Origin of the sequence: Achromobacter sp. SIMBA_011, from assembly GCF_046535435.1 — a bacterium.
GTDB classification, from domain to species: domain Bacteria; phylum Pseudomonadota; class Gammaproteobacteria; order Burkholderiales; family Burkholderiaceae_B; genus Achromobacter; species Achromobacter dolens.
The window spans coordinates 142827-164002 of record NZ_JAWRWN010000012.1; the positions used below are offsets into that span (position 1 = coordinate 142827).

At 69.5% G+C, this 21176-nt stretch carries 21 protein-coding genes and 1 tRNA gene; 8 read left to right on the top strand and 14 right to left on the bottom strand.

What is annotated here, in order from left to right; translation table 11 throughout:
- Window positions 1-3: 3 nt before the first annotated feature.
- Complete coding sequence (locus tag SB816_RS28125; protein WP_155755589.1) at window positions 4-165, bottom strand: hypothetical protein; 162 nt, start codon at window positions 163-165, stop codon at window positions 4-6.
- A gap of 182 nt (window positions 166-347) precedes the next feature.
- Between SB816_RS28125 and SB816_RS28130 the strand changes: the two genes are divergently transcribed.
- Together SB816_RS28130 and SB816_RS28135 are read left to right on the top strand one after the other, a co-directional pair.
- Window positions 348-1040, top strand: a complete 693-nt coding sequence (locus SB816_RS28130; RefSeq protein ID WP_410547848.1) for a cytochrome c biogenesis CcdA family protein — start codon at window positions 348-350, stop codon at window positions 1038-1040.
- Window positions 1041-1071: 31 nt separating this feature from the next.
- The gene (locus SB816_RS28135; RefSeq protein ID WP_144654616.1) at window positions 1072-1617 is read left to right on the top strand and encodes a thioredoxin family protein; all 546 of its coding nucleotides are present in this window, start codon (window positions 1072-1074) and stop codon (window positions 1615-1617) included.
- A 99-nt stretch (window positions 1618-1716) separates the two neighbouring features.
- On the opposite strand, the gene SB816_RS28140 is transcribed toward SB816_RS28135, so the two are convergent.
- The 4 genes from SB816_RS28140 to SB816_RS28155 form a co-directional block, all read right to left on the bottom strand.
- Complete coding sequence (locus tag SB816_RS28140) at window positions 1717-2979, bottom strand: arsenic transporter (RefSeq protein WP_269873526.1); 1263 nt, start codon at window positions 2977-2979, stop codon at window positions 1717-1719.
- A gap of 54 nt (window positions 2980-3033) precedes the next feature.
- Window positions 3034-4374, bottom strand: coding sequence for a trypsin-like peptidase domain-containing protein (locus SB816_RS28145; protein ID WP_064527300.1), 1341 nt, complete (start codon window positions 4372-4374; stop codon window positions 3034-3036).
- Window positions 4375-4480: 106 nt separating this feature from the next.
- Window positions 4481-6076 carry a gamma-glutamyltransferase gene (ggt, locus tag SB816_RS28150; protein WP_054503179.1) on the bottom strand — a complete coding sequence of 532 codons (1596 nt, stop codon included), beginning with the start codon at window positions 6074-6076 and terminating at the stop codon, window positions 4481-4483.
- Window positions 6077-6101: 25 nt separating this feature from the next.
- Entirely contained in the window at window positions 6102-7076 is a 975-nt protein-coding gene (locus SB816_RS28155; protein ID WP_054503178.1) for a Bug family tripartite tricarboxylate transporter substrate binding protein, read from the bottom strand.
- Window positions 7077-7292: 216 nt separating this feature from the next.
- On the opposite strand from SB816_RS28155, the gene SB816_RS28160 reads away from it, so the two are divergent.
- Window positions 7293-7949 (top strand): GntR family transcriptional regulator, encoded by a 657-nt coding sequence (locus tag SB816_RS28160; protein WP_049072824.1) that lies wholly within the window; start codon window positions 7293-7295, stop codon window positions 7947-7949.
- A 10-nt stretch (window positions 7950-7959) separates the two neighbouring features.
- Here the strand turns inward: SB816_RS28160 and SB816_RS28165 are convergent, their stop codons facing one another.
- Complete coding sequence (locus SB816_RS28165) at window positions 7960-8841, bottom strand: DMT family transporter (protein ID WP_144654887.1); 882 nt, start codon at window positions 8839-8841, stop codon at window positions 7960-7962.
- Between the two features lie 38 nt (window positions 8842-8879).
- On the opposite strand from SB816_RS28165, the gene SB816_RS28170 reads away from it, so the two are divergent.
- Window positions 8880-9449, top strand: coding sequence for a helix-turn-helix domain-containing protein (locus tag SB816_RS28170; RefSeq protein ID WP_144654619.1), 570 nt, complete (start codon window positions 8880-8882; stop codon window positions 9447-9449).
- A gap of 34 nt (window positions 9450-9483) precedes the next feature.
- On the opposite strand, the gene SB816_RS28175 is transcribed toward SB816_RS28170, so the two are convergent.
- The 3 genes from SB816_RS28175 to SB816_RS28185 all read right to left on the bottom strand — a co-directional run bounded on the left by SB816_RS28175 (window position 9484) and on the right by SB816_RS28185 (window position 12284).
- A complete protein-coding gene (locus SB816_RS28175; protein ID WP_054503173.1) occupies window positions 9484-10272 on the bottom strand; it encodes a deaminated glutathione amidase in 789 nt (262 codons plus the stop codon).
- A gap of 17 nt (window positions 10273-10289) precedes the next feature.
- On the bottom strand, window positions 10290-11243 hold the full coding sequence (locus SB816_RS28180) for a phosphate/phosphite/phosphonate ABC transporter substrate-binding protein (protein ID WP_144654620.1): 954 nt from the start codon (window positions 11241-11243) through the stop codon (window positions 10290-10292).
- A 63-nt stretch (window positions 11244-11306) separates the two neighbouring features.
- Complete coding sequence (locus SB816_RS28185) at window positions 11307-12284, bottom strand: Bug family tripartite tricarboxylate transporter substrate binding protein (protein WP_054503171.1); 978 nt, start codon at window positions 12282-12284, stop codon at window positions 11307-11309.
- A gap of 141 nt (window positions 12285-12425) precedes the next feature.
- Here SB816_RS28185 and SB816_RS28190 point away from each other — a divergent pair, with 141 nt between their 5' ends.
- Window positions 12426-13388 (top strand): LysR family transcriptional regulator, encoded by a 963-nt coding sequence (locus SB816_RS28190; RefSeq protein ID WP_054503170.1) that lies wholly within the window; start codon window positions 12426-12428, stop codon window positions 13386-13388.
- A 156-nt stretch (window positions 13389-13544) separates the two neighbouring features.
- Window positions 13545-14816, top strand: a complete 1272-nt coding sequence (locus SB816_RS28195) for an MFS transporter (RefSeq protein WP_410547849.1) — start codon at window positions 13545-13547, stop codon at window positions 14814-14816.
- Between the two features lie 19 nt (window positions 14817-14835).
- Here SB816_RS28195 and SB816_RS28200 read toward each other — a convergent pair whose 3' ends face one another.
- The 3 genes from SB816_RS28200 to SB816_RS28210 all read right to left on the bottom strand — a co-directional run bounded on the left by SB816_RS28200 (window position 14836) and on the right by SB816_RS28210 (window position 17768).
- Window positions 14836-15708, bottom strand: coding sequence for an NAD(P)-dependent oxidoreductase (locus SB816_RS28200; protein ID WP_049072832.1), 873 nt, complete (start codon window positions 15706-15708; stop codon window positions 14836-14838).
- Window positions 15709-15914: 206 nt separating this feature from the next.
- Window positions 15915-16622 carry a fumarylacetoacetate hydrolase family protein gene (locus SB816_RS28205; protein WP_410547850.1) on the bottom strand — a complete coding sequence of 236 codons (708 nt, stop codon included), beginning with the start codon at window positions 16620-16622 and terminating at the stop codon, window positions 15915-15917.
- A 240-nt stretch (window positions 16623-16862) separates the two neighbouring features.
- Window positions 16863-17768, bottom strand: a complete 906-nt coding sequence (locus SB816_RS28210; RefSeq protein WP_064526087.1) for a helix-turn-helix transcriptional regulator — start codon at window positions 17766-17768, stop codon at window positions 16863-16865.
- Window positions 17769-17938: 170 nt separating this feature from the next.
- Between SB816_RS28210 and SB816_RS28215 the strand changes: the two genes are divergently transcribed.
- Complete coding sequence (locus SB816_RS28215) at window positions 17939-18367, top strand: PaaI family thioesterase (protein ID WP_054503166.1); 429 nt, start codon at window positions 17939-17941, stop codon at window positions 18365-18367.
- Window positions 18368-18459: 92 nt separating this feature from the next.
- Here the strand turns inward: SB816_RS28215 and SB816_RS28220 are convergent, their stop codons facing one another.
- The gene (locus SB816_RS28220; protein WP_054503165.1) at window positions 18460-19917 is read right to left on the bottom strand and encodes a phospholipase D-like domain-containing protein; all 1458 of its coding nucleotides are present in this window, start codon (window positions 19915-19917) and stop codon (window positions 18460-18462) included.
- 233 nt (window positions 19918-20150) lie between these two features.
- Between SB816_RS28220 and SB816_RS28225 the strand changes: the two genes are divergently transcribed.
- Window positions 20151-20226: transfer RNA gene (locus tag SB816_RS28225), tRNA-His, on the top strand.
- Window positions 20227-20249: 23 nt separating this feature from the next.
- On the opposite strand, the gene SB816_RS28230 is transcribed toward SB816_RS28225, so the two are convergent.
- Window positions 20250-21161: a tyrosine-type recombinase/integrase gene (locus SB816_RS28230; RefSeq protein ID WP_410547851.1), complete on the bottom strand. Its 912-nt coding sequence runs from the start codon at window positions 21159-21161 to the stop codon at window positions 20250-20252.
- Window positions 21162-21176 lie beyond the last annotated feature (15 nt).

Sequence of the window (21176 nt, forward strand, 5' to 3'; positions counted from 1 at the left end):
ATTCTACTCAGCGGGCGGCGTGCGGCGGCGCGCCTGGCTGTTGACGATCAACTGGCAGGGGCCGGGCTGGACGGCTTCGGCGCCCAGGCCGCCGGCCAGCAGCGCCAGCACGGCCAGCAGGCGCCGCCAGGAAAGGCGGGGGCGGGGAAGGGGAACGGTGTTCATGCGCGGGCTCCGGCAACAGGTGTCCGGCAGGTTATAGCGCCGCCCGCGCCGCCAAGTGTGTCGTAGTGTATGCGGGGCCGGACACGATACAAAAGCCGGGTAAAAACCCGCTTTCCGGGCACAGGACGGATACCCGGCGCGCGTCCAATGCGGTCATCGAGACACAAACGGACCGCCGCGCCATGACCACCTTCATCGACACCCCCCTTGCCCTGGCCGCCGGCATGCTGACGGTGGCCTCGCCCTGCGTGCTGCCGCTGCTGCCCATCCTGCTGGGCAGCGCGGTCGAGCGCGGCGGCCGGCTGCGTCCCCTGTTCATTGTGCTGGGCTTCGTGGTGGCGTTTTCCGGGCTGGGCATCGCGCTCAGCCTGTTGTCGGGCGCGGTCGAGTCGGCCCACGAGGCGGTGCGTTCGGTGTCGGTGGCGGCGCTGGCGCTGTTCGGCCTGGCGCGCATCTGGCCGCGACCCTACGACTGGCTCGCGGCGCGCTTGAGCGGTCCGCTGCAAGGGGTGATCGGCCTGGGCGACAAAGGCGGTTCGGGCAATGCCGGCGGCTTCCTGCTTGGCATGTCGCTGGGCGCCGTCTGGACCCCCTGCGCCGGCCCGGTGCTGGCCTCGATCCTGATCCTGGCCGCGCGCGCCGACAACCTGACCCATTCCAGCCTGCTGCTGCTCGTCTACGGGCTGGGCGCGGGCATCCCGATGCTGGCCATCGCCTACGGCGGCGGCTTTGCCGCGCGCCGGGTCGGCGCCATCGCCCGCCACGCCGTGCGCCTGCAGCGCGCCTTCGGCGTGCTGCTGGTGGCTTCGGCCGTCGCCATCCATTTCCAATACGACGTGCTGGCCTATGCCTGGATCAGCCGCCTGTTTTCCTGAGCCGTTTATCCGCAACCTGAAGGAGCGCACCATGCCATCCATCCGCCTGCCGGCCCGCCGGGCCCTCATCTCCGCCAAACTGGCCCTGGCCGGCCTGCTGCTCGGCGCCGCCGCGCACGCCGCCGCGCCCGCGCCGGCTCCCGCGCCGGAATTCACCGGCATCCAGACCTGGCTCAACAGCGAGCCGCTGACCCTGGCCGGCCTGCGCGGCAAGGTCGTGCTGGTCGATTTCTGGACCTACACCTGCATCAATTGCATCAACACCCTGCCGTACGTGAAGCAGTGGAACCAGAAGTACAAGGACCAGGGCCTGGTCGTGGTCGGCGTGCACACGCCGGAATTCCCGTTCGAGCGCACCACCCGTAACGTGGCGGACGCCATCAAGCGCTTCGGCATCGAATATCCGGTGGCGCAGGACAACCAGTACAAGACCTGGGACGCCTACCGCAACCAGTACTGGCCCGCGTTCTACCTGATCGACAAGGGCGGCAACATCGTCTACCGCCACTTCGGCGAGGGGCGCTATGCCGAGACCGAGGCCGAGATCCAGCGGCTGCTGGCGCAGCCCCAGTCTTGACCCCTGCGCGCGGCGCCGCCATCGCGACGGACCGCCGCTGGGTACGCCAGAGGGCGTGCGACGGCACGCGGGAGCGGCGCGTGACGCGGCCGCGGGCTGTCAGCCGCCGGCCAGCGCCAGCATCAGCAGCGCGCCCAGCAGGGCTGGCGGCATCACCCACGCGCCCAGCTTGAGAAAGCGCAGCGCGCCGACGTGCTGGCCCTCGCGCCGCACGGCGATCAGCCACAGCAGCGTCGCCAGCGAGCCGGTGATCGACAGGTTGGGGCCCAGGTCCACGCCGATCAGCAGCGCGCCGGCGGTCTGTGCCGGCAGGTCGGCGATCTGGCCGACCGAGCCGGCGATCAGGCCGGCCGGCAGGTTGTTGATGACATTGCTGGCCAATGCCGCCACGATGCCCGCGCCCCACAGCGCGCCGCCGGCCGAGTCGCCTGCCAGCCGCAGCAGTGCCCGCGCCAGCGCGTCGATGGCGCCGCTGAGCGCCAGGCCCTCGACCAGCACGAACAGGCCGGCCACCATCGGCAGCACGCCCCAGGCCACGTGGCGCAGCACCGGCAGCGGGCTGAGCCGCTGCTTCAGGTGGATCAGGCCGGCGGTGGCCAGCCCGGCGATGAAGGTCGGCAGGCCCAGGTCGGCGTGCAGCGCCGAGGCCAGCATCAGCACCGCCGCCGTCAGCAGGATGCCGATGCCGGTCAGGCGCGCGCCCGCGGCCAGCGGTTGCGGCACGATGTCGGTGCGCAGCGGCTGGCGCAGCGCCTCGCGCTGGCTGAAGCGCAGGGCCAGATAGGTCAGGCCGATGGCCGCCAGCGACGGCAGGGTGAAGCGTTGCAGCCAGTCCAGCAGCGGCGGCATCTGGCTGCCGTACACCACCAGGTTGGCGGGGTTGGAGATCGGCAGCACGAAGCTGGCGGCGTTGGCGATGAATGCGCAGATGAACAAATAGGGCAGCGGCCGCGCGCCGGCGGCCCGCGCCGCGGCGTACACCGCCGGTGTCAGCACCACGGCGGTGGCGTCGTTCGACAGGAAGACGGTGACCAGGATACCCACCAGGAACACCAGGTCGAACAGCCGCCGCGCCGACCCGCGCGCATGGCGCGCCGCCACCATCGCCAGCCAGTCGAACAGCCCCTGCTGGCGCGCCAGCTCGGCCAGCACCATCATGCCGATCAGGAACAGGTACACGTCCAGCCCCTTGCCGACCGCGCCCAGCGCCGCGTGCCACGGGATCAGCCCGGTCGCCGTCAGCAGCAGCGCGGCGCCGCCGGCCCAGACGTATTCGGGCAGCTTCCAGGGGCGCAGCAGGATGCCGACGATCGCCAGGGCGGAAATGCCCCAGAGGGCGAGGGAGGGTGCGGGAAAGGACATGGGCGGCGACGGCGAGAATCCAGGGCGGGAAGCATTATCGCCGGTTCGGCGCGCCTACTGGATCTGCAAGGTATACATCGCCCGGCCGCGCACCAGCGTCAGCAGCAGCGGCTGCCCCGGCGCGGCGCCGGCGAGCAGGCCACGCAGGTCGGCCAGCCGGCTGACCGGGCGCTGGTTGACGCCGATGATGACGTCGCCGCGCTGCATCCGCGCCGCCACCGCGCCGCGCTCGGGATAGGTGGCGCTGACCGCCACGCCATCGTTGCCCTTCAGGCGCTGCTCGCGGCCGATCTCGGCGAATTCCACGCCGTTCAGGCGCGCATCCAGCGAACCGCCGTGCAGCCGCTCGTTCTTCTCGGGTTCGATGCGCAGCGTCACCTCCGAGCGCTGGCCGCCGCGCGACAGCGTCAGCCGCACCTGCTTGCCCACCGGCAGCAGGCCCTCGGCGTTGCGCAGTTGCGCGCTGCTGCCGATCGGCTTGCCATCCAGCGCCACGATCAGGTCGCGCGCCTGCACCCCCGCCTGTTGCGCCGGCGAGCCGTCCGCCACGCGCGCCACCACCACCCCCGTGGCGTTGGGCGCCATGCCCAACTGGCGCGCGTTGCGCGGCGTGACGTCGATGGTGTCCAGCCCCAGGCCGCCGCGCTGCACCTGGCCGTGCTGCAGCAGTTGGCGCATGACCTCGCCCGCCAGGTTCGACGGAATCGCGAAACCGATGCCGACGTTGCCGCCCGAGGGCGTGTAGATCATGGTGTTGATGCCGACCAGCTCGCCATTCAGGTTGACCAGCGCGCCGCCCGAGTTGCCCGGATTGATGGAAGCGTCGGTCTGGATGAAGTTCTGGTAGCCGGCCGCGCGCAGGCTTGAGCGCTCCAGCGCCGACACAATGCCCGACGAGGCCGACTGCCCCAGGCCGTAGGGATCGCCGATGGCGACCACGAAATCGCCCACCCGCAGGTCGCTGGAATCGGACAGGGTCAGGGCCTGCAGCCTGTCGGGCGGAATGCGCAGCACCGCCAGGTCGGTGTCCGGATCGCTGCCGACCACCGTCGCGGTGAAGCTGCGGCCGTCCTGCAGCGACACGCGGATGGAGGTGGCGCCGCGCACCACATGGTGATTGGTCAGGATGTTGCCCTGGGCCGCGTCGACGATCACGCCCGAGCCGATGCTCTGGCGTCCGCCGGCGCGGGCCGGACCGAAGGCGGGCGCCTGCCCGCCGTCGCCCTGGGCGGAAATGTTGACCACCGCCGGCGTCACGCGTTCGAGCATCGGCGCCAGCGAGGGCAACGGCTGGCCGTCCACGGCCATCGGCAGCGCGGCCAGCGCGCGGCAGGGCAGGGCGGACGGGATTGCCAGGGAGGCGGCCAGGGCCGCGGCGGACAGGATTCGGTTCATGGGGGCCTTGCTGAGTCTGCACGGCAGTATCGCCGCGACCGGCGTCGCCCATATGACCGATCAAGCCCCTTTCCGGCGGCGTGTTCCGCCGCCGCGCCCGGCGCGCCTAGAAACCGACCGCCTGACCGTCGCGGCGAGAATCGGACGCCGCCACATAGCCGCCCTGCGGCAGCCGGCGGATCAATTGCGCCGAACCGAACTCCAGGCTGTCGACCGGCGCCACCGCCACGTTGTGGCCGCGCTGGCGCAGCGTGTCGACCACGTCGGCGGGCAGGTGCGATTCGACGTTCACCACCGGACCCTTTTCCACCCGGAAGCGCGGCGCGTCGCTCATGGCCTGGGGATTCTGGCCGAAGGCCGCCAGCCGCGTCATCATCTGCAGGTGACCCTGCGCCTGCATCGAGCCGCCCATCACGCCGAACGACATCACCGGCTCGCCGCCGCGGGTGACGAAGGCCGGGATGATGGTGTGCATCGGCTTCTTGCGCGGCGCCACCTGATTGACGTGGCCGGGCGTCAGCACGAAGTTCAGGCCGCGGTTGTGCAGGCTGATGCCGGTGCCCGGCACCACCACGCCCGAACCGAAGCCGTGGTAGTTGGACTGGATGAACGACACCATGGTGCCGGCCGCGTCGGCGGCGGTCAGGTAGACCGTGCCGCCGGTCGCGGGCGTGCCGGCCACCGGCACGGCGGCGCGATCCATCGAGATCAGCCGCGCGCGCTCGGCCAGGTAGGCCGGGTCGAGCAGGGCGCGGGCGTCGGTGCGCATGTGGCGCGGGTCGGCCACGTGGTGATGCAGGTCGGCGAAGGCCAGCTTCATGGCCTCGATGCTGACGTGGTAGTAATCGGCGCTGTCGCGGCCCATCGATTCCAGGTCGAATTGTTCCAGCATGCCCAGCGCCATCAGCGCCGAGATGCCCTGGCCGCTGGGCGGGATTTCATGCAGTTGGTAGCCGCGGAACGATTGCGAGATCGGCTCGACCCACTCGGGGCGATGCTGGTCCAGGTCGGCCGCGCTCAGCGCGCCGCCGGTGCGGGCGGCGAAATCGGCGATCCTGTTGGCCAGCGCGCCGCGGTAGAAGCTGTCGCCGCCGCTCTCGGCGATCTCGCGCAGGGTGCGCGCCTGGTCCGGAAAACGCCACCATTCACCCGCCTGCGGCGCGCGGCCTTGCGGCAGGAAGGCCTGCGCGAAGCCCGGCTCCTGCGCCAGCTTGGACGCCTGGTTGGCCCATTGGCGCGCGATCGTCGGGCTCACCGCGAAGCCGTTCTCGGCGTAGGCGATGGCGGGCTCGAACAACTGCGCGAACGGCAGCTTGCCGAAGCGGTCGGACAGCGCCTTCCAGCCCGCCACCTGGCCGGGCACGGTGACCGTGCCCCAGCCGGTGCCCGGCATCGCCTCGCGGCCGGCGAAGTACGCCGGCGTCCACGCCGCCGGCGAGCAGCCGCTGGAGTTCAGGCCATGCAGTCTTCCTTCGTGCCACACCAGCGCGAACATGTCGCCGCCGATGCCGTTCATCACGGGCTCGACCACGGTCAGCGCGATGGCGGTGGCGATGGCGCTGTCCACGGCGTTGCCGCCGGCCAGCAGCATGCGCAGCCCGGCCTGCGCCGCCAGCGGCTGGCTGGTCGCGACCGCATTGGCGGCCAGCACCGGCATTTTTCGGGAAGCGTACGGAAAAGACCAATCGAAGGAAGAAGACATGGTGGCGTGGGGACTCTGTGGAAAATTACTGCGGGGTGATGCCGGCCTGGTCGATCAACTGCTTGGTGCGCGGAATCTCGGCCTTGATGAAGGCGGCGAATTCCTCGCGGCTGCCGCCACGCGGCTCGGCGCCGGCTTCGGCCAGCTTACCGCGCAAGGCGGGATCGGCCAGCACCTTGTTGACGGCGCGGTTGAGCTTGTCCAGGATCGGCGCGGGCGTGCCTTCCGGCGCCACCAGCCCGTACCAGGGGGCGATGTCGTAGCCGGCATAGCCCTGCTCGGCGATGGTGGGGATGTCGGGCGCCAGCGACGAGCGCTGCGAATTGGACATGCCCAGCGCCAGCAGCGCGCCGCTCTTGACCTGCGGCAGGCCGGTCATGATGGTGTCGAAGTACATCGACACCTGGCCGCTCAGCAGCGCCGGAATCGCTTCGCCGGCGCCCTTGTAGGGCACGTGCAGGATGTCGATGCCGGCCACCGACTTGAGCATTTCGCCCGCCATGTGCGAGGTGGTGCCGGTGCCGAACGAGGCGTAGGTCAGCTTGCCGGGATTGGCGCGGGCGTACGCGATCATCTCGGGCAGGGTCTTGAACGGCTGCTGCGGATTGGCCAGCAGGATGTTGGGCGTATACGCCACCATCGACACCAGCTCGAACTTGTCCGGATCGTAGGCCAGGCGCTTTTGCAGGAATCGGTTGGTGACGACGGCGGCCGGGCCGCCCATCAGCAGTGTGTAGCCATCGGGCGCCGAGCGCGCCACCGAGGCGCTGCCGATCGCGGCGGCGGCGCCCGGGCGGGCCTCCACCACGAAGGGCTGGCCCAGTTCGGTCGACAGCGCCGCGCCAAGCTGGCGCGAAATCAGGTCGGTGGCCGAACCAGCCTGGAACGGCACCACGATGCGCACCGGATGCTGCGGCCAATCGGTGGCCTGGGCGCCGGCTTGCGCGGCGAAGGCCACGGCGGCGGCGCCCGCCAGGGCGCGGATGAGACGGAAAGGCATGGATTCCCCTTGAATGCGTTGTATCGATGGAGCGCCAGGCGGGTCTATCGCCCGTTGCGGTCCCGGCGGACGCGCAAGGTCGGCGCGCCAGTCACGGATTTGACGCGAGCGCCGGCGATCCGAACATAGGTATTTGCATCCATGGATCACTGGATCCAATTTGTGTTATTTTTGCGTTTATCTATCATGGCGGCTTTGAAAACCCCGGGGACGAGAATGCTGCAGTTTCAGAAGACAGCCGTCAGCGCCGAAGAAGAGGCCTACCAGCACCTGCAGCGCGAAATCCGGCTGGGCAACTACCCGCCCGGCCACCGCCTGGTGCCCGAGGTCATCGCCAGCGAGATCGGCACCAGCCGCATGCCGGTGCGCGGCGCGCTGCGCCGGCTCGCCTCCGAGGGCCTGGTCGAGATCCGCGCCAATCGCGGCGCCGTGGTGCGCGGCCTGAACCAGCAGGAAATGCGCGAAGTCTTCGAAATGCGCTCGGTGCTCGAAGGGCTGGCCGTGCGCAACGCCGTGCGCCACATGAGCGCCGAACACATCCGCCGCCTGGCCAACATGCTGGACCAGCTCGAACAGGGCTCCGGCGATTACCTGGACTGGACCAGCGCCCATCGCGACTTCCACGAATACCTTTGCAGTTTCTGCCAGCAGCCGCGCCTGTTGCGGCAGATCTCCGAACTGCACTCGGTGGTCGAGCCCTACATGCGCCTGTGGGCCGCCCAGCCGGGACGCGTGCTGCGGGTGCGCGAATCGCACCAGGAACTGATCGACGCGCTGCTCACCGGCGACGCCGACCGCTGCGAGGCGGCGATGCGCCAGCACGTGCTGAACACGGTGCCGGCGTTGCAGGCCTTCCTCGAACGGGCAAACTGAGGTCCGGCGGTCAGGCCTCGCGCGGCAGCGACTTCGGTTTGCGCTTGAACTTGATCTCGCTGGCCAGGACCCCGGCCACGATCAGCGCCGCGCCCACCAGCGCCACGCCCGGCAGGCGTTCCCCGGCCAGCCGGCCGACGATGCCGCCCCACACCGGCTCGCCGGCATAGATCACCGTGGCGCGGGTCGGCGACACCGACTTTTGCGCCCAGTTCATGGTCAACTGGATCACCGCGCTGGCCAGGCCCAGCCCGATCGCCCCGCCGGCCCATCGCCACGAGAACGCCGGCACGGGCTCGCCCAGCAGCGGCATCAGCGCGAACGACACCAGCCCCGCCGTCAGCAACTGCACCGCCGTGACACGGCGGCTGTCCACCGAGCTGGCGAAATGGCCGATCAGGATGATCTCGGCGGCAATCGCCGCCGCGCCCGCCAGCGTCGCGACCTCGCCCGGACTGAAATGCAGCGCGCCCGCCTCGGGCCCCGCCAACAGCACCAGCCCGGTGAACGCCAGCGCCACGCCGACCCAGCTCATCAGGCCCGGCGGGCGCTTGAGCACCGCCCATTGCAGCAACGGCACGATCGGCACATACAGCGCGGTGATGAAGGCCGACTGGCTGCTGGTGATGGTGCGCAGGCCGTAGGTCTGCAGGTAATACCCCAGGAACAGGGCGCAGCCGATCGCCACCCCCGCCCCGGTCTCGCGCCGCGTCAGCCCCGCCATGTGCCGGCGGAACAGCAGCATCGACCCCACCCCCGCCAGGGTGAACCGCACGCCCACGAAGAACAGCGGTCCGCTATGCTGCATGGCGATATGGATAATGAGGAAAGTGCTTCCCCACAGCATGGTGACCAGCACCAGGGCGATTTCCTGGCGCGACAAGGCAAACATCGATTCGGATTTCACGGCGGACTTCAGGTGTCACTAATTTGAGCAATATACTGCACATTACCAATTCCGACAGTGATGTCCTCACGCACGTGGGGGCCAATCTGAAACGCCTGCGCAAGCTGGCCGGCCTGAGCCAGTCGGCGCTGGCCGACGCCTCCGGCATCAGCCGCCGCATGATCGCCGGCCTGGAAGCGGGCAACGCCAACATCAGCCTGTCCAGTCTGGACAAGCTGGCGCAGGCGCTGGATGTGGGGTTTGTCGACCTGGTCAGCGATCCGGCGCGCGAACGGCGCCGCATCGAGGCCCGCGCCTGGCGCGGCAAGCGCCCCGGCAGCCAGGCCGTGCTGCTGGGCGCCGCGCCCGCCAGTTGCGAGGCGCAGCTCTGGATCTGGTCGCTGGGACCGGGCGAAACCTACGTGGCCGAGCCCGACCCGCAAGGCTGGCACGAGATGATCTACGTCATCGAGGGCACGCTGCTGCTGGAGCTTTCGGGCGCCGTGCAGCAGGTGCGGGCCAACGACTTCGCCATCTACAGCAGCGCGCAGCCGTATTCCTATCGCAACGACGCCGACGCGCCGCTGCGCTTCGTGCGCAATGTGTTGAGATAGCCCGCCGCCGGGCGGTGGCACGTCAACCGGCGGGTCAGGCCAGCTCGGGCCGCGCGAAGCGGCGGTTCTTCAGCACCGGCAGCACGTCGCGCGCATGCGCGATGCGCGCCGGATCCAGGTCGGCGAACACCAGCGCCTCCTGCTCGCCGGCCTGCGCGATCGCCACGCCCAGCGGGTCCACCACCAGGCTGGCGCCGATGTTGCGCGGGCCGCATTCGCCCACCGCCGCCACATAGCAGGTGTTCTCCAGCGCCCGCGCCGTGCTCAGCACCGACCAGTGCGCTTCCTTGAGCGGTCCCTTGACCCAGGCCGACGGCGCCACCAGCACGTCGGCGCCATCCAGCGCCAGGCGGCGCGCCAGCTCGGGAAAGCGCAGGTCGTAGCAGGTCATCATGCCGACCCGCATGCCGGCCACCGGCACCAGCGGCGGCACCTCGTCACCCGGCACCACGTTGACCGACTCCTGCATCGAGAACGCGTCGTACAGGTGCAGCTTGCGGTACTGCGCCACGATCTCGCCGCGGCGCAGCGCCACCTGCGTGTTCCAGACGCGCTCGCCCGCCGCGGGCGTGTGCACGGTCATGATGACCGTCAGGTCCAGCCCGCGCGACAGCGCCTGCAACTGCGTCATGAACGGGCCGTCCAGCGGCTGGGCGGCGCGCCGCACCAGGTCGGGGTCGGCGATGTCGCGCGCCAGGATGCCCTCGGGCAGCACCAGCAGGTCGGCGCCGGCCTCGGCGGCGCGGCGCATCAGGTCCAGGCAGACGCGGGCGTTGTCTTCCCAGACCGGGCGGACGGCGAATTGCCCCATGGCGATTTTCATGATGGATTCCTCGGTGTTCAGTGCGCGTGCGGAAACAGCTCGGCCGGCGTCATGACGCGGTCGGCCAGTTGCTGGGCGTGCAGCTCGGCGGCGAAATCGCCGATCATCTTCAGGTTCGGTTCCAGGCCGTTGCGGTTCCAGGCCTCGGGCAGGTCGCGCGAGGTCTGGATCAGTTCGTCCAGGATCCACGGCGTGGTGTCGGCATACTTGCGGCGCTTGTCCAGCCACAGCGCGGCTGATGCGTCCAGCGCCTCGCTCAGCGCCTGCGCCACCCAGGGATGGGCGTTGGCCAGCGCCGGCTTGAGCCCCAGCAGGTGGATGCCCGGCACGTAGCCGACCTGACGGAAGTAGTCGACCTCGCTGTCGCGGCAAGAGGGCAGCAGTTGACGCAGGTCCGACCCGGCGTCGAAGAAGCCGTCCGGCATGAAGGGCGTGAACACCGCCTCCAGTTCGCCGGCGCGCAGCAGGTCCACCAGCGGGCGCTCGTCGGCCACCGCCTCGATCACGCCGGGCCGGCCGAAGCCGCCCAGCCGGTCGGTGATCGGGTGCGCGCCGGTCAGGCGTCCCACCTTCCACACCGCGTCCTCCACGCCGATGCCCTCGCGCCGCAACAGCGCGCGGGTCCAGGTATTGCCGGAGTCCTGCCATCCGGTCATGCCGATGCGGGCGCCGGCCAGTTGGTCCAGCCGCGTGATGCCGCTGCCGCGCGTGGTGATGATGCAGCGGTGGCGAAAGCCGCGCATCAGGAAGTGCGGCACGCCGACGATGTCGTCGCGGCCCCGGGCGCGGCCCAGGCAATAGCGGCTCATCGACATTTCACCGGCGTCGAAGCGCGGGTCGCTGGCCAGGTCGTCGGGCAGGGCGCCGACCCGGTGGATCTCCAGGTCAATGCCGCGGGCGGTCACATCGCCGAGGGCGAGCGGGACAATGTAGTCCCAGTCGCGCACGGCGAATCGGATCTTGATGCTCATGGATGGTGTCCTCGCGGCCGGACGGCCGCGGTGGGGGGAGGGAAGGGAATTGCCGGCCCGCGCCTAGTCCAGGCGGATGCCGCGCGCCTTGACGACGTCGCGCCAGAAGTCCTGCATGCCGACCTGCATCTTGAGCAGGTCGTCGCCGTACAGGTCCAGGATGTCGTTGCCCGAGTTCAGGATGAACTCGCGCAGCGCGGGCGTCCTGAGCGCCTGGCGCAGCGCTTCGCGCAGCTTGGCCAACGCCGCGGGCGGCGTGGCGGCCGGCGCGTACAGCGCGGTCCAGCCGTACAGCGTCAGGCTCGGATAGCCCAGCTCGGCCACCGTGGGCACCTCGGGCGCGTCGGCCACGCGCTTGTCGCTGGTGGCGGCAATGGCCACGGTCTTGCCGGCCTTCACGTACGGCAGCGCCGAGGACGGCGTATCGAACAGGATGTCGATGGTGCCGCCGATCAGGTCGGACTCGGCGGCGGCCGGCCCCTTGTACGGAATGTGCGACAGTTGGATGCCGGCCAACTGGCTCAGCAGCTCGCCCAGCAGGTGCGGGTTGGTGCCGGGGCCGGCGCTGCCGTAGGTCAGCTTGCCCGGCTCGGCCTTGGCGCGCGCGATCAGGTCCTGCACGCTGCGGATGCCCGAGGCCTTGCTGGCCACCAGCACGAACGGCGAGCGCGAGATCACGCCGATGGGCGCGAAGTCCTTGTTCTCGTCATACGGCAGCTTGCGGCTCAGCACGATCGGCAGCATCACCATGGCGCTGGAGGCGCCGGCCAGCAGCGTATAGCCGTCCGGCGCCGCCTTGGCCACGGCGTCCACGCCGATGGCGCCGCCCGCGCCCGAGCGATTCTCGACCACGAAGGACTGCCCGAGCTGCTCGCCCATCGTCTTGCTGACGGCGCGCGCCAGCACGTCGGACGACGCGCCCGGCAGCGTGTGCACGATGACCTTGATGGGTTTGGACGGATAGGCGTCCTGCGCCTGGGCCGGGCCGGCCAGGGCCAGGCCCAGCGTCGCGGCGACGGCCAGGCGGTGGATAGCGTTCATGGATTTTCCCCTTGCTGTTCTGGGCCGGGCGCCCGCGTCGGGCGCCATCGGCAGGGCCATTGTCGGCAGGCGGGCTAATATGCGTCAATGTCGAAATTCGGCGTAATACTTGCATAACGCACAACTGTTTGGAGGCCCGCCATGAACTTCATGGCCCTGGAGGCGCTGCGCGCCTTCGTCGAAGGCGGCAGCATCGCCGAAGCGTCCCTGCGCATCCATCGCAGCCCGTCGCAGGTCAGCCGGCTGCTGGCCATGCTGGAGGACGAGGCCGGCTTTCCGCTGCTGCTCAAGGAAGGGCGGCGGCTATCGCTGACCGAACAGGGGCAGGGCTTCTACCAGCGCATCGACGAGATGCTGCGGGCCGGCGACGCCGTGCGCGAATACGCCCGCGGCGCCCGGCGCAAGAACCGCACCCATGTCAACGTGCTGGTGGCCCAGCACCTGATCGAGGGCCTGCTGGTCGACGCCGTGGCCCGCGCCGTGCAGGAGGACAATGCCTTCGGCGTCACCATCAATGCGCGCATGCCGCCCAATGTCGATGCCTGGATCAGCCAGCAGCAGTTCGACCTGGCGCTGGCGCAACTGCCGGTCGAGCATCCGCTGCTGACCACCGAGATCCTGGCCGAATCGCGCGCCGTCGCCGTCCTCAGCGGCGCCGACGCGCGCGCCGCGCAGGCCGTCATCACGCCGCGGATCCTGGGCCAGGGCCGCTTCATCGGCCTGCCGCAGCGCGGCGCCCTGCATCACCGCTATGCGCGCGCCTTCGCCCAGGCCGGCTACGAGCCCGATGCGCAGTTCGATGTCTCGTTTGGCTTCATCGCCTGCCAGTTGGCGGTGCGCGGTTGCGGCGCGGCCCTGAGCGACCCGCTGTCGGCCCTGTCGCAGATCCACCTGGGCGCGCAGATCCGCCGCTTCGAGCCGGAAACGCCGCTGCAATATGGCCTGATCTACCCCAAGGCGCGCCCGCCGTCGCCGGCCGCGCAACTGCTGATCCGGCACCTGCGCGCCGTCGCGGCCGAAAAGCTGCGCCACGTCGAGACGCTGGTCGCCGCGCCGGCTGACGGCGCGCCCAGGCCGCGCCGTCGCAAGCCGCGCGCCGCCTGACCGCTCACCGGACAGGATTTCATCGCCGCCGCGCCGCCCACATATAGCCGGGAGTAATATGGCGCGTCTGGCGGCCGGCTTCCGTCTCCTCGCATCCCTCGCGGTGTCCGTACTGAAGCGCCCCAGCGCGACAAGAAGACACAAGGAGAGAGGCAAGTGGAGAAGCAAGAATCGGCCGGCTGGTATTTCGGCTGGAACATCGTCGGCGCCGCAACGGTGCTGACGCTGCTCACGGTGGGCCTGCGCATGGGCATCGGCCCGTTTTTCCTGCCCATGGCGGACGGCCTGGGTTTTTCGCGCAGCCTGCTGTCGGGCATCGTCGCGGCCGGCATGCTGTGCTATGGCCTGGCGATGCCGCTGGCCGGCTACCTGGTCAGCACCCGCGGCACCCGCTTCGTGCTGCTGACCGGCGCCGCCATCGTGGTGGCCTCGTCCATCTGGACCGTCTTCGCGCGCGGCCCGATCGAATTCCTGCTGTCCTTCGGCGTGGCGTTGTCGGTCGGCCTGGCCTTCACCAGCCCGGTGGCGCTGACCCCGGTCATCAGCCGCTGGTTCACGCGCCAGCGCGGCATGGCGCTGTTCTTCCTGTCCACCGGGTCCATGGCGGGCATCGCCCTGATGACGCCCACGCTCACCTTTGCCATCGGCGCCGTCGGCTGGCGCGAAACCCTGCTGGCCTTTGCCACCCTGTTCGCGTTGTTGACCGTGCCGGTGGCCTTGTTCGTGATGCGCGACCAGGCGCCCGAGCACACCGACCTGCTGCCGCACCAGATCGTCGAGAAAAAATCCGCGTCGCGGCCCGCCGCCAAGGGGCCCGAGCCGCGCGTCAAGGACGCCGTGCGCACGCTGCCGTTCTGGCAGGTGGCGCTGGGCCTGTTCGCCTGTGGCTTCAGCATGAACCTGCTGGGCACGCACGGCATGCCCATGTTGATGGACCATGGCTTTGACGCCACCACCAGCTCGCTGGGCATCGGCCTGATCGGCCTGGTGGCGATCTTCAGCACGCTGGTGTTGGGCCGCATGTCGGATCAGGTCGAACGGCGCAATATCCTGGCCGTCATCTATCTGGTGCGCGGGCTAGGGTTCTTCGCGCTGGTCATGGTCGGCGCGCATTGGGAACTGTATGCCGCCGCCACCATCGGCGGCGTGGTCTGGGCAGGCAGCATCGCGCTGTCGTCGGCCATCCTGGCCGACGTCTACGGCGTGCGCCTGGTGGGCGTCCTGTACGGGCTGACCTACCTGGGCCACCAGGTCGGCGGCATGATCAGTTCATGGCTGGGCGGCTGGGCCTTCGAGGCCTTCCAGACCCACTGGGTGGCATTCGGCGCGGCCGGCGCGTTGCTGCTGCTGGCCGCGGCCATTTCCCTGCAACTGCCGCGGCGCGGCGCCTTGCGCGCCGTGCCGGCGATGGCGGCGGGCGGGCGCTGAGTCCGCGCCGCCATCCGGCTCAGCGGTCCTTCAGCAGCGACACCAGCTCGGGCACGTAGCGCTCGCCGCCGCCCTGGCTGACCGCCTGGTCATAGGTGTGCAGCACGGCCGCGCCGATCTCGCGCACCGCGCCGGTCTCGGCCGCCATGGTGTTGTAGTAGGAAAGATCCTTCTGCGCGTTCGACATGAAAAAGCGCAGCGACGACGGGTCCTGTTCCAGCAGATACGGCTTGAGGCGCTCCAGCGCCACGCCGCCGCCGCCGCCCTTGGTCAGCACCTCGGCGAACACCGCCGGGTCGATATCGGCGCGCAGCGCGCAGGCGGCCGCTTCCGACAGCAGCGCGATCGCGCCCAGCGACACATAGTTGTGCAACAGCTTCATGCGGTGGCCGGCGCCCACGGGGCCGGCATGCGCGATGTTCTCGGCAAAGCACGCCAGGATCGGTTTGCATTCCTCGAACAGGGACTTGTCGCCGCCCACCAGCAGGTTCAGGCGGCCTTCGGCGGCTTCCTTCGGCGTGCGCGTCATGGGGGCGTCGAGGAACCGGCCGCCCTTCTCGGTGACCGCCTCGGCCACCTTGACGGTGGAGGAGGGAATGGCGGTCGAGCAGTCGATGATCACCGTGCCGGGCCGCAGGCCTTCCAGCACGCCGCCCGGCGACAGCAGCACCGCCTCGACCTGCGGGCTGCCCGTGACGCACAGGATGATCACGTCGGACTGCGCCGCCAGCGTCGCGCCGTCGGCGCAACTGGTGGCGCCCGCCGCCTTCAGCGCGTCCAGCGGCTGGTTGCCCGGATGTTCCAGCACCGTCAGCGCGTGACCATGCTTGACCAGATTGCTTGCGATGCCATGGCCCATCAGGCCGATGCCCACCATACCGATTTTTGCCATCTTCCACTGCTCCTGCCACACGGGCTGTTTGTTATGGCATAAATCTTACTCTCAGATCCGCGAGGATCCGGACGCCGCACCGCCGTGGGGCACGGCGCCGCGGTCCTTGCCGGACGGCCTTACGGCGCCCCGCCGCATGCCGGGCGGCGAGGCGCCAAGACCAGGCTGGCGCCGGGGAGGGCGGCAGGGCCAGCCGGCGTCGCGCATCACACGATGCGGATGCTAAGTTCCGGCAGGCCGTCCACGTGCGCCACGATCACATCGCCGCGCACCACCGGGCCGACGTTCTCCGGCGTGCCCGAATAGATCAGGTCGCCGGGAAACAGCTCGAACGCCTGCGACAGCCGCGAGATCTGCTCGGCCACCGACCAGATCATGTGCGACAGCGTGGCCTGCTGCTTGCGCTCGCCGTTGACGGCCAGCCAGATGTCGCCTTCCTTGTAGTGGCCGGTCCGGGCCACCGGATGGATCGGGCCGATCGGCGCCGCGTGATCGAAGCTCTTGCCGATCTCCCACGGCTTCTTCTGGTCGCCCATGCCGCGTTGCAGGTCGCGCCGCGTCATGTCCAGTCCCAGCGCGTAGCCGTAGACGCAGTCCAGCGCCTTGTCCAGCGCAATGTCGCGCCCGCCCTGGGACAGCGCCGCCACCAGCTCCACCTCGTAGTGGTAATTCTGCGTCAGCGGCGGGTAGGGATGGTCGGTCACCGTGTCCGGCAACACCACCTGGATCGCGTCCGTCGGCTTCTGGAAGAAGAACGGCGGCTCGCGGCTCGGGTCCGAACCCATCTCGATGGCGTGGGCGGCGTAGTTGCGGCCGATGCAGTAGATGCGGCGCACCGGAAAGCGCAGCGCGCTGCCGGCGATCGGCACGGTGGTCTGCGCCACGGTAAACGGGGTTTGGACGGCCTGGGTCATCGCGGGTCTCCTGAAGGTTGCGAGGGTTGCCGCCAGCTTAGGTCGGCCTGGCCTGCCCGGCCTGGAGACGATTACGCAATCCGTGGACGATTCCACGCATTTCGCCGCGCGTCCTGTCGTGTCCTTTTTGCGCGGCTTGTGGCGGGTAGTCGCCCAGGGTGGGGGCTTCGCAGCGGGTCGACCTTACCGCCGGCGGCCTCACCGCGCCTCACTGGGCATCGGCCCTGCCGCGCCTAGGCTTCACCGCGCCTCCGCCTCGCCGCCGCGCAGGCGCTCGCGGTAGCCGGTCGGGCTGACCCCTTCCAGTTGGCGGAAGCGGCGCGAGAAATAGGCCTCGTCCGCGAACCCCGCCGCATGCGCCACCTGCGCCACCGTGCGCGCCGTGTGCGCCAGCAGGTCGCGCGCCAGCGCCATGCGGCGCTCGGCCACCAGCTCGGTGAAGGTCTTGCCGGTCTCTTTCTTGAGCAGGTGCGCCAGGTAGTTGGGCGACAGGAATGCCGCCGCCGCCGCGTCGTTCAGCGTCAGGTTCTCGGCCAGGTGCGCGCCGATGTGCGCCAGCACCCGCCGCACGCTCTCGCGCCGGCTGCTGCCGGCATGGTGCCGCGCCAGGTGCAGCAGGTCGGCCTCGTAGCGGCCGCACACCAGCCCGATCAGTTGCAGCATCAGGCCGCGGATGACCGTCGTCGACCCGAACCCGCGGCGCCGGTTCTGGTCCGTCAGTCGTCCGATCAGCGTCTCGGCCTCGGCCAGCCCGTCCGCGTCCAGCGCGAAATCCAGGTACTCCTGGAACAGGAACGGCGCCAGCGCCGGCGCCTGCGCCATCGGCACGTCCTCCAGGTCCAGCGGATCGACCGCCAGCTCCGGCCACAGGAACCGCTGGGCGAAATTGATGATGACGTAGCGCGCGCCCGGCGGATGCGGCACCAGGTGCACCCGGTACGGCAGCACGAAACTCAGCCCCCCGCGCGGGAACGGCCGCGTGGTGCCGCTGATGGTCTGGCGCGTATCGCCCTCCAGGTTTACCTGGATCTGGAAATACTCGTGCCGGTGCGGCTGCTCCAGCGGTTCGCGCACCTGCTGCGCGCGGATATCGAAATCGAAATAGTCCGCGCGCTCGGCCATGCCGTAGGTCTTGATGCGGTTCATGCGGGCGGTGAAGAAAGGGGCAATTGCATGGGAAGACTGTAGCGCCGGCGCGACGCCGGCGCCAGTTGCGCCGGATATTGTCCGTTCACCGGTCGCCCGGCGCCGCCGCTGGCGCGCGCCCGGCGGTTTGCGCTACCGTGGGGCATTGCGCAGCGCACCTTTCCCTCGCCATGACAGACACCATTCCCGCCGGCTTCGCACCCTGGCTTCCCAGCAGCCAATTCATGCGCCACCTGGCGGACCTGGGCGGCTTCTACCGGCGCGATGCTGATGACGTGCTGGCCATGCGCATCGGCACGGCCCACGGCAACATGCATGGCATGGCCCACGGCGGCCTGCTCGCCACCCTGGCCGACAGCGCGCTTGGCTTCGTCATCGCTCACCAGTGCCAGGCCTCGGTCGTCACCGCGCAGATGTCGGTCGAATACCTCAACGCCGTCATGCCCGGCGACTGGCTCGAAGCCCACGTCACCATCGACAAGCGCGGCAAGCGCCTGATCTACGCCACTTGTCACCTGAAAGTGGACGAACGCCTGGTGCTCAAGGCCAGCGCCGTCTTCGCCGTGCGCCAGGCGGCGGTGCCCACCTCGGACGGCTGAACGGTCGGCTTGCCCTTGGGCCGATGGGGCCGCCGTGGCTTCGCCCCACGCCGCGGAATCGGCGGCGGCAAGCCGCCGGCGCTGTCACCGGCCTACAGATACGGCGTCGCCAGCCAGATCACCTTGTTGCGCAGCCGCTTGGCGAACGGCGCCTGCTGCAGCTCCTCCAACGTCTGGCGGCGCCCCGCGGCCACCTGCGCGTCGATCCGGGCGCTCACCCAGCGCGCCACGTCCACGTCGTAGATCTCGGTATCCAGCTCGAAATTGAGCCGCAGGCTGCGCGGATCCAGATTCGACGATCCCACGTAGGCCCAGCCGTCGTCCACCGTCATCAGCTTCGAGTGGTCGAACGCTCCTCGCGAGCGCCATACCCGGCACCCCGTGCGCACCACCTGGTCCAGTTGCGCCGTCATGGCGTAATCGACCAGCCGCAGATTGTTCTTGCCCGGAATCACGATATCCACCACCACCCCCCGCCGCGCCGCCGTCGCCAGCGCGCCGATCAGCGGCTGATCGGGCAGGAAATAGGGAGACTGGATCCGCACATGCCGCTGCGCCACCGCCAGCGCACCCAGCAGGATGCTGTGCGCGCTGCCCATGGCGCGGTCCGGCCCCGACGGCACGCAGCGCATCGGCACCGCGCCATGCGGCGGCTGCGCCTGCGGATCGAACCATGGCTGCGCCGGCAGCGACTCATGCGTCGTGAAATTCCAATCGTGCGCGAACACCGACATCAGTTGCGTCACGATCGGCCCTTCCACCCGGAAATGCGTATCGACGTTGGTCGCCGCGCCCGACAGCGCCGTCACGAACGCCGCCCGCACATTCATGCCGCCGGTGAAACCGATGCGCCCGTCGACCACCAGCACCTTGCGGTGGCTGCGCAGGTTGGCGTACGGCATGCGCAGCACGCCCAGCGGATTGGTCATGAACCGCGCCACCGGCACCCCGCCACGCGCCAGCATCCGCACGATCGGCGGCCGCGAATACTTGGCGCCGATCGCGTCGATCAGCACCCGCACCTGCACCCCGCGCTCCCGCGCCTCGATCAGCGCCTGCGCCATCTCGCGTCCGATCGCGTCGTTGTCGAAGATGTAGCTTTGCATCGCCACCGCGTGCCGCGCCTCGCGGATCGCCCGCAGCATCGCCGGATAGGCTTCGTCGCCGCCGGCCAGCGGCTGCACCGCATTGCCGCCCAGCAACCGGAACCGGCTGACGCGGTCCCCCAGCACCTTCAGCGACGCAAACTGCGGCCCGGAGATCGGCGCCACATCCACGCTCGGGGTCTCCACCAGCGCCGCGTCCACCAGCATCGCCTCGTCGCGCTGCTGCGACAGCCGCGTCTTGCGGATCCGATTGATCCCCGCCACGAAATAGACGGCCGCTCCGAACAACGGCGAAAACAGCGCCAGCCCCACCCAGCCGATGGCCGATCGCACATCCTGCTTGGTCATGGCCGCATGCACCGCCGCGCCCGCGCCCGCCACCACGCTGAGGGTGAACACCATGTGGGGCCAGTAATCGATCAGTAGTTGGTGTATGCGATCCATAGCAACGGCGAAGCGCGGGCCTCCAGGGAATGATCCGAGCGCCAAGGATAGCAAGGCCCGCGCACGAGCGCGGCGGGCCGCGCGCGGTTTTGTCACGCGGCGAGGGGAGGAATGTTCCCGTTGGCCCGCCGAGGTGTCACCCGTTTTACACGCCTCAAAAAAACGTGCTAGAATTCGGCCTCTTTGCAGTTGAGCACGAAACTTGTCGTGTCAACGGCGAAGCAGATCAAGTGGTGGCTGTAGCTCAGTTGGTAGAGTCCCGGATTGTGATTCCGGTTGTCGTGGGTTCGAGTCCCATCAGCCACCCCAAAAACTCTTTCCAGATCAAGAAGTTACGCCGCTCTGCCAAGCGGCGTTTTTTCTTTGTCGGCCGGGATTGACCAAAAATTGACCGTCTCGGCATGGGCCGCCCAATGGCTGGGCGCCAGGTGCGCGTACTTCTGCACCATCTCAATTCGCTCCCAGCCGCCCAATTCCTTGAGCACCAGCAACGGCGTGCCAGCCTGGGCGTGCCAACTCGCCCAGGTATGCCGCAGGTCATGCCATTTGAAATTGGTGACGCCAGCAGCCTTGCAGGCCCGCTGGAATGCCCGGCGGTCGTGCTTGTGGATCCGCCGGCCGTCGCCGCCGTCCCGGGTGAACACGTGACGCTTGCTCGTCTTCAGCCGGCGCTCGATGACCGAGACCGAATCACCGTTGAGCGGGACCGACCGGGCCCGCGCCGACTTCGCCTCATCGTGGGTAACCCACGCCGTTCGGTTGGCGATGTTGATGCTGGAATGTGTGAGGCCGAAAAGCTCGGACTCGCGCATTCCCGTGGCCACCGCCACCACCGCGGCATCCTTGAGCCAGGGCAGGGTAATGCCTTGGATGATGCGCGCTATGACGTGGGGCGGCTCCCACCGCACACGCACCCTGGGCTCTGTGAACTGCGTCAGCTTTGGCGGCTTGTCGAGCCAGCCGGCGCTGGCGCATGAATTGAGCATCGCCCGGATGGTCGCCATGTAACGGTTGCGGGTGGCAGGCGCCAACGGCGTGGCCTTGCCGTACCGATGCCGCCGGTGGGTCGGAAGGGCGTCGACGATTTCGACAGAGGTTAAAGAGCGAAGCGCGCGGCCGGCAAACTGGCCGCGCCACCAAGCGATGTGACGCACCTTTGTGTCGTAGTCGCGCTGGCCCACGCATTCTTGCAGAAAGCGCACCGCCCCCTCTTCGAAGGTACGGTCTGGCGCTTCACCCAGCATGGACTGGCGCCAAAG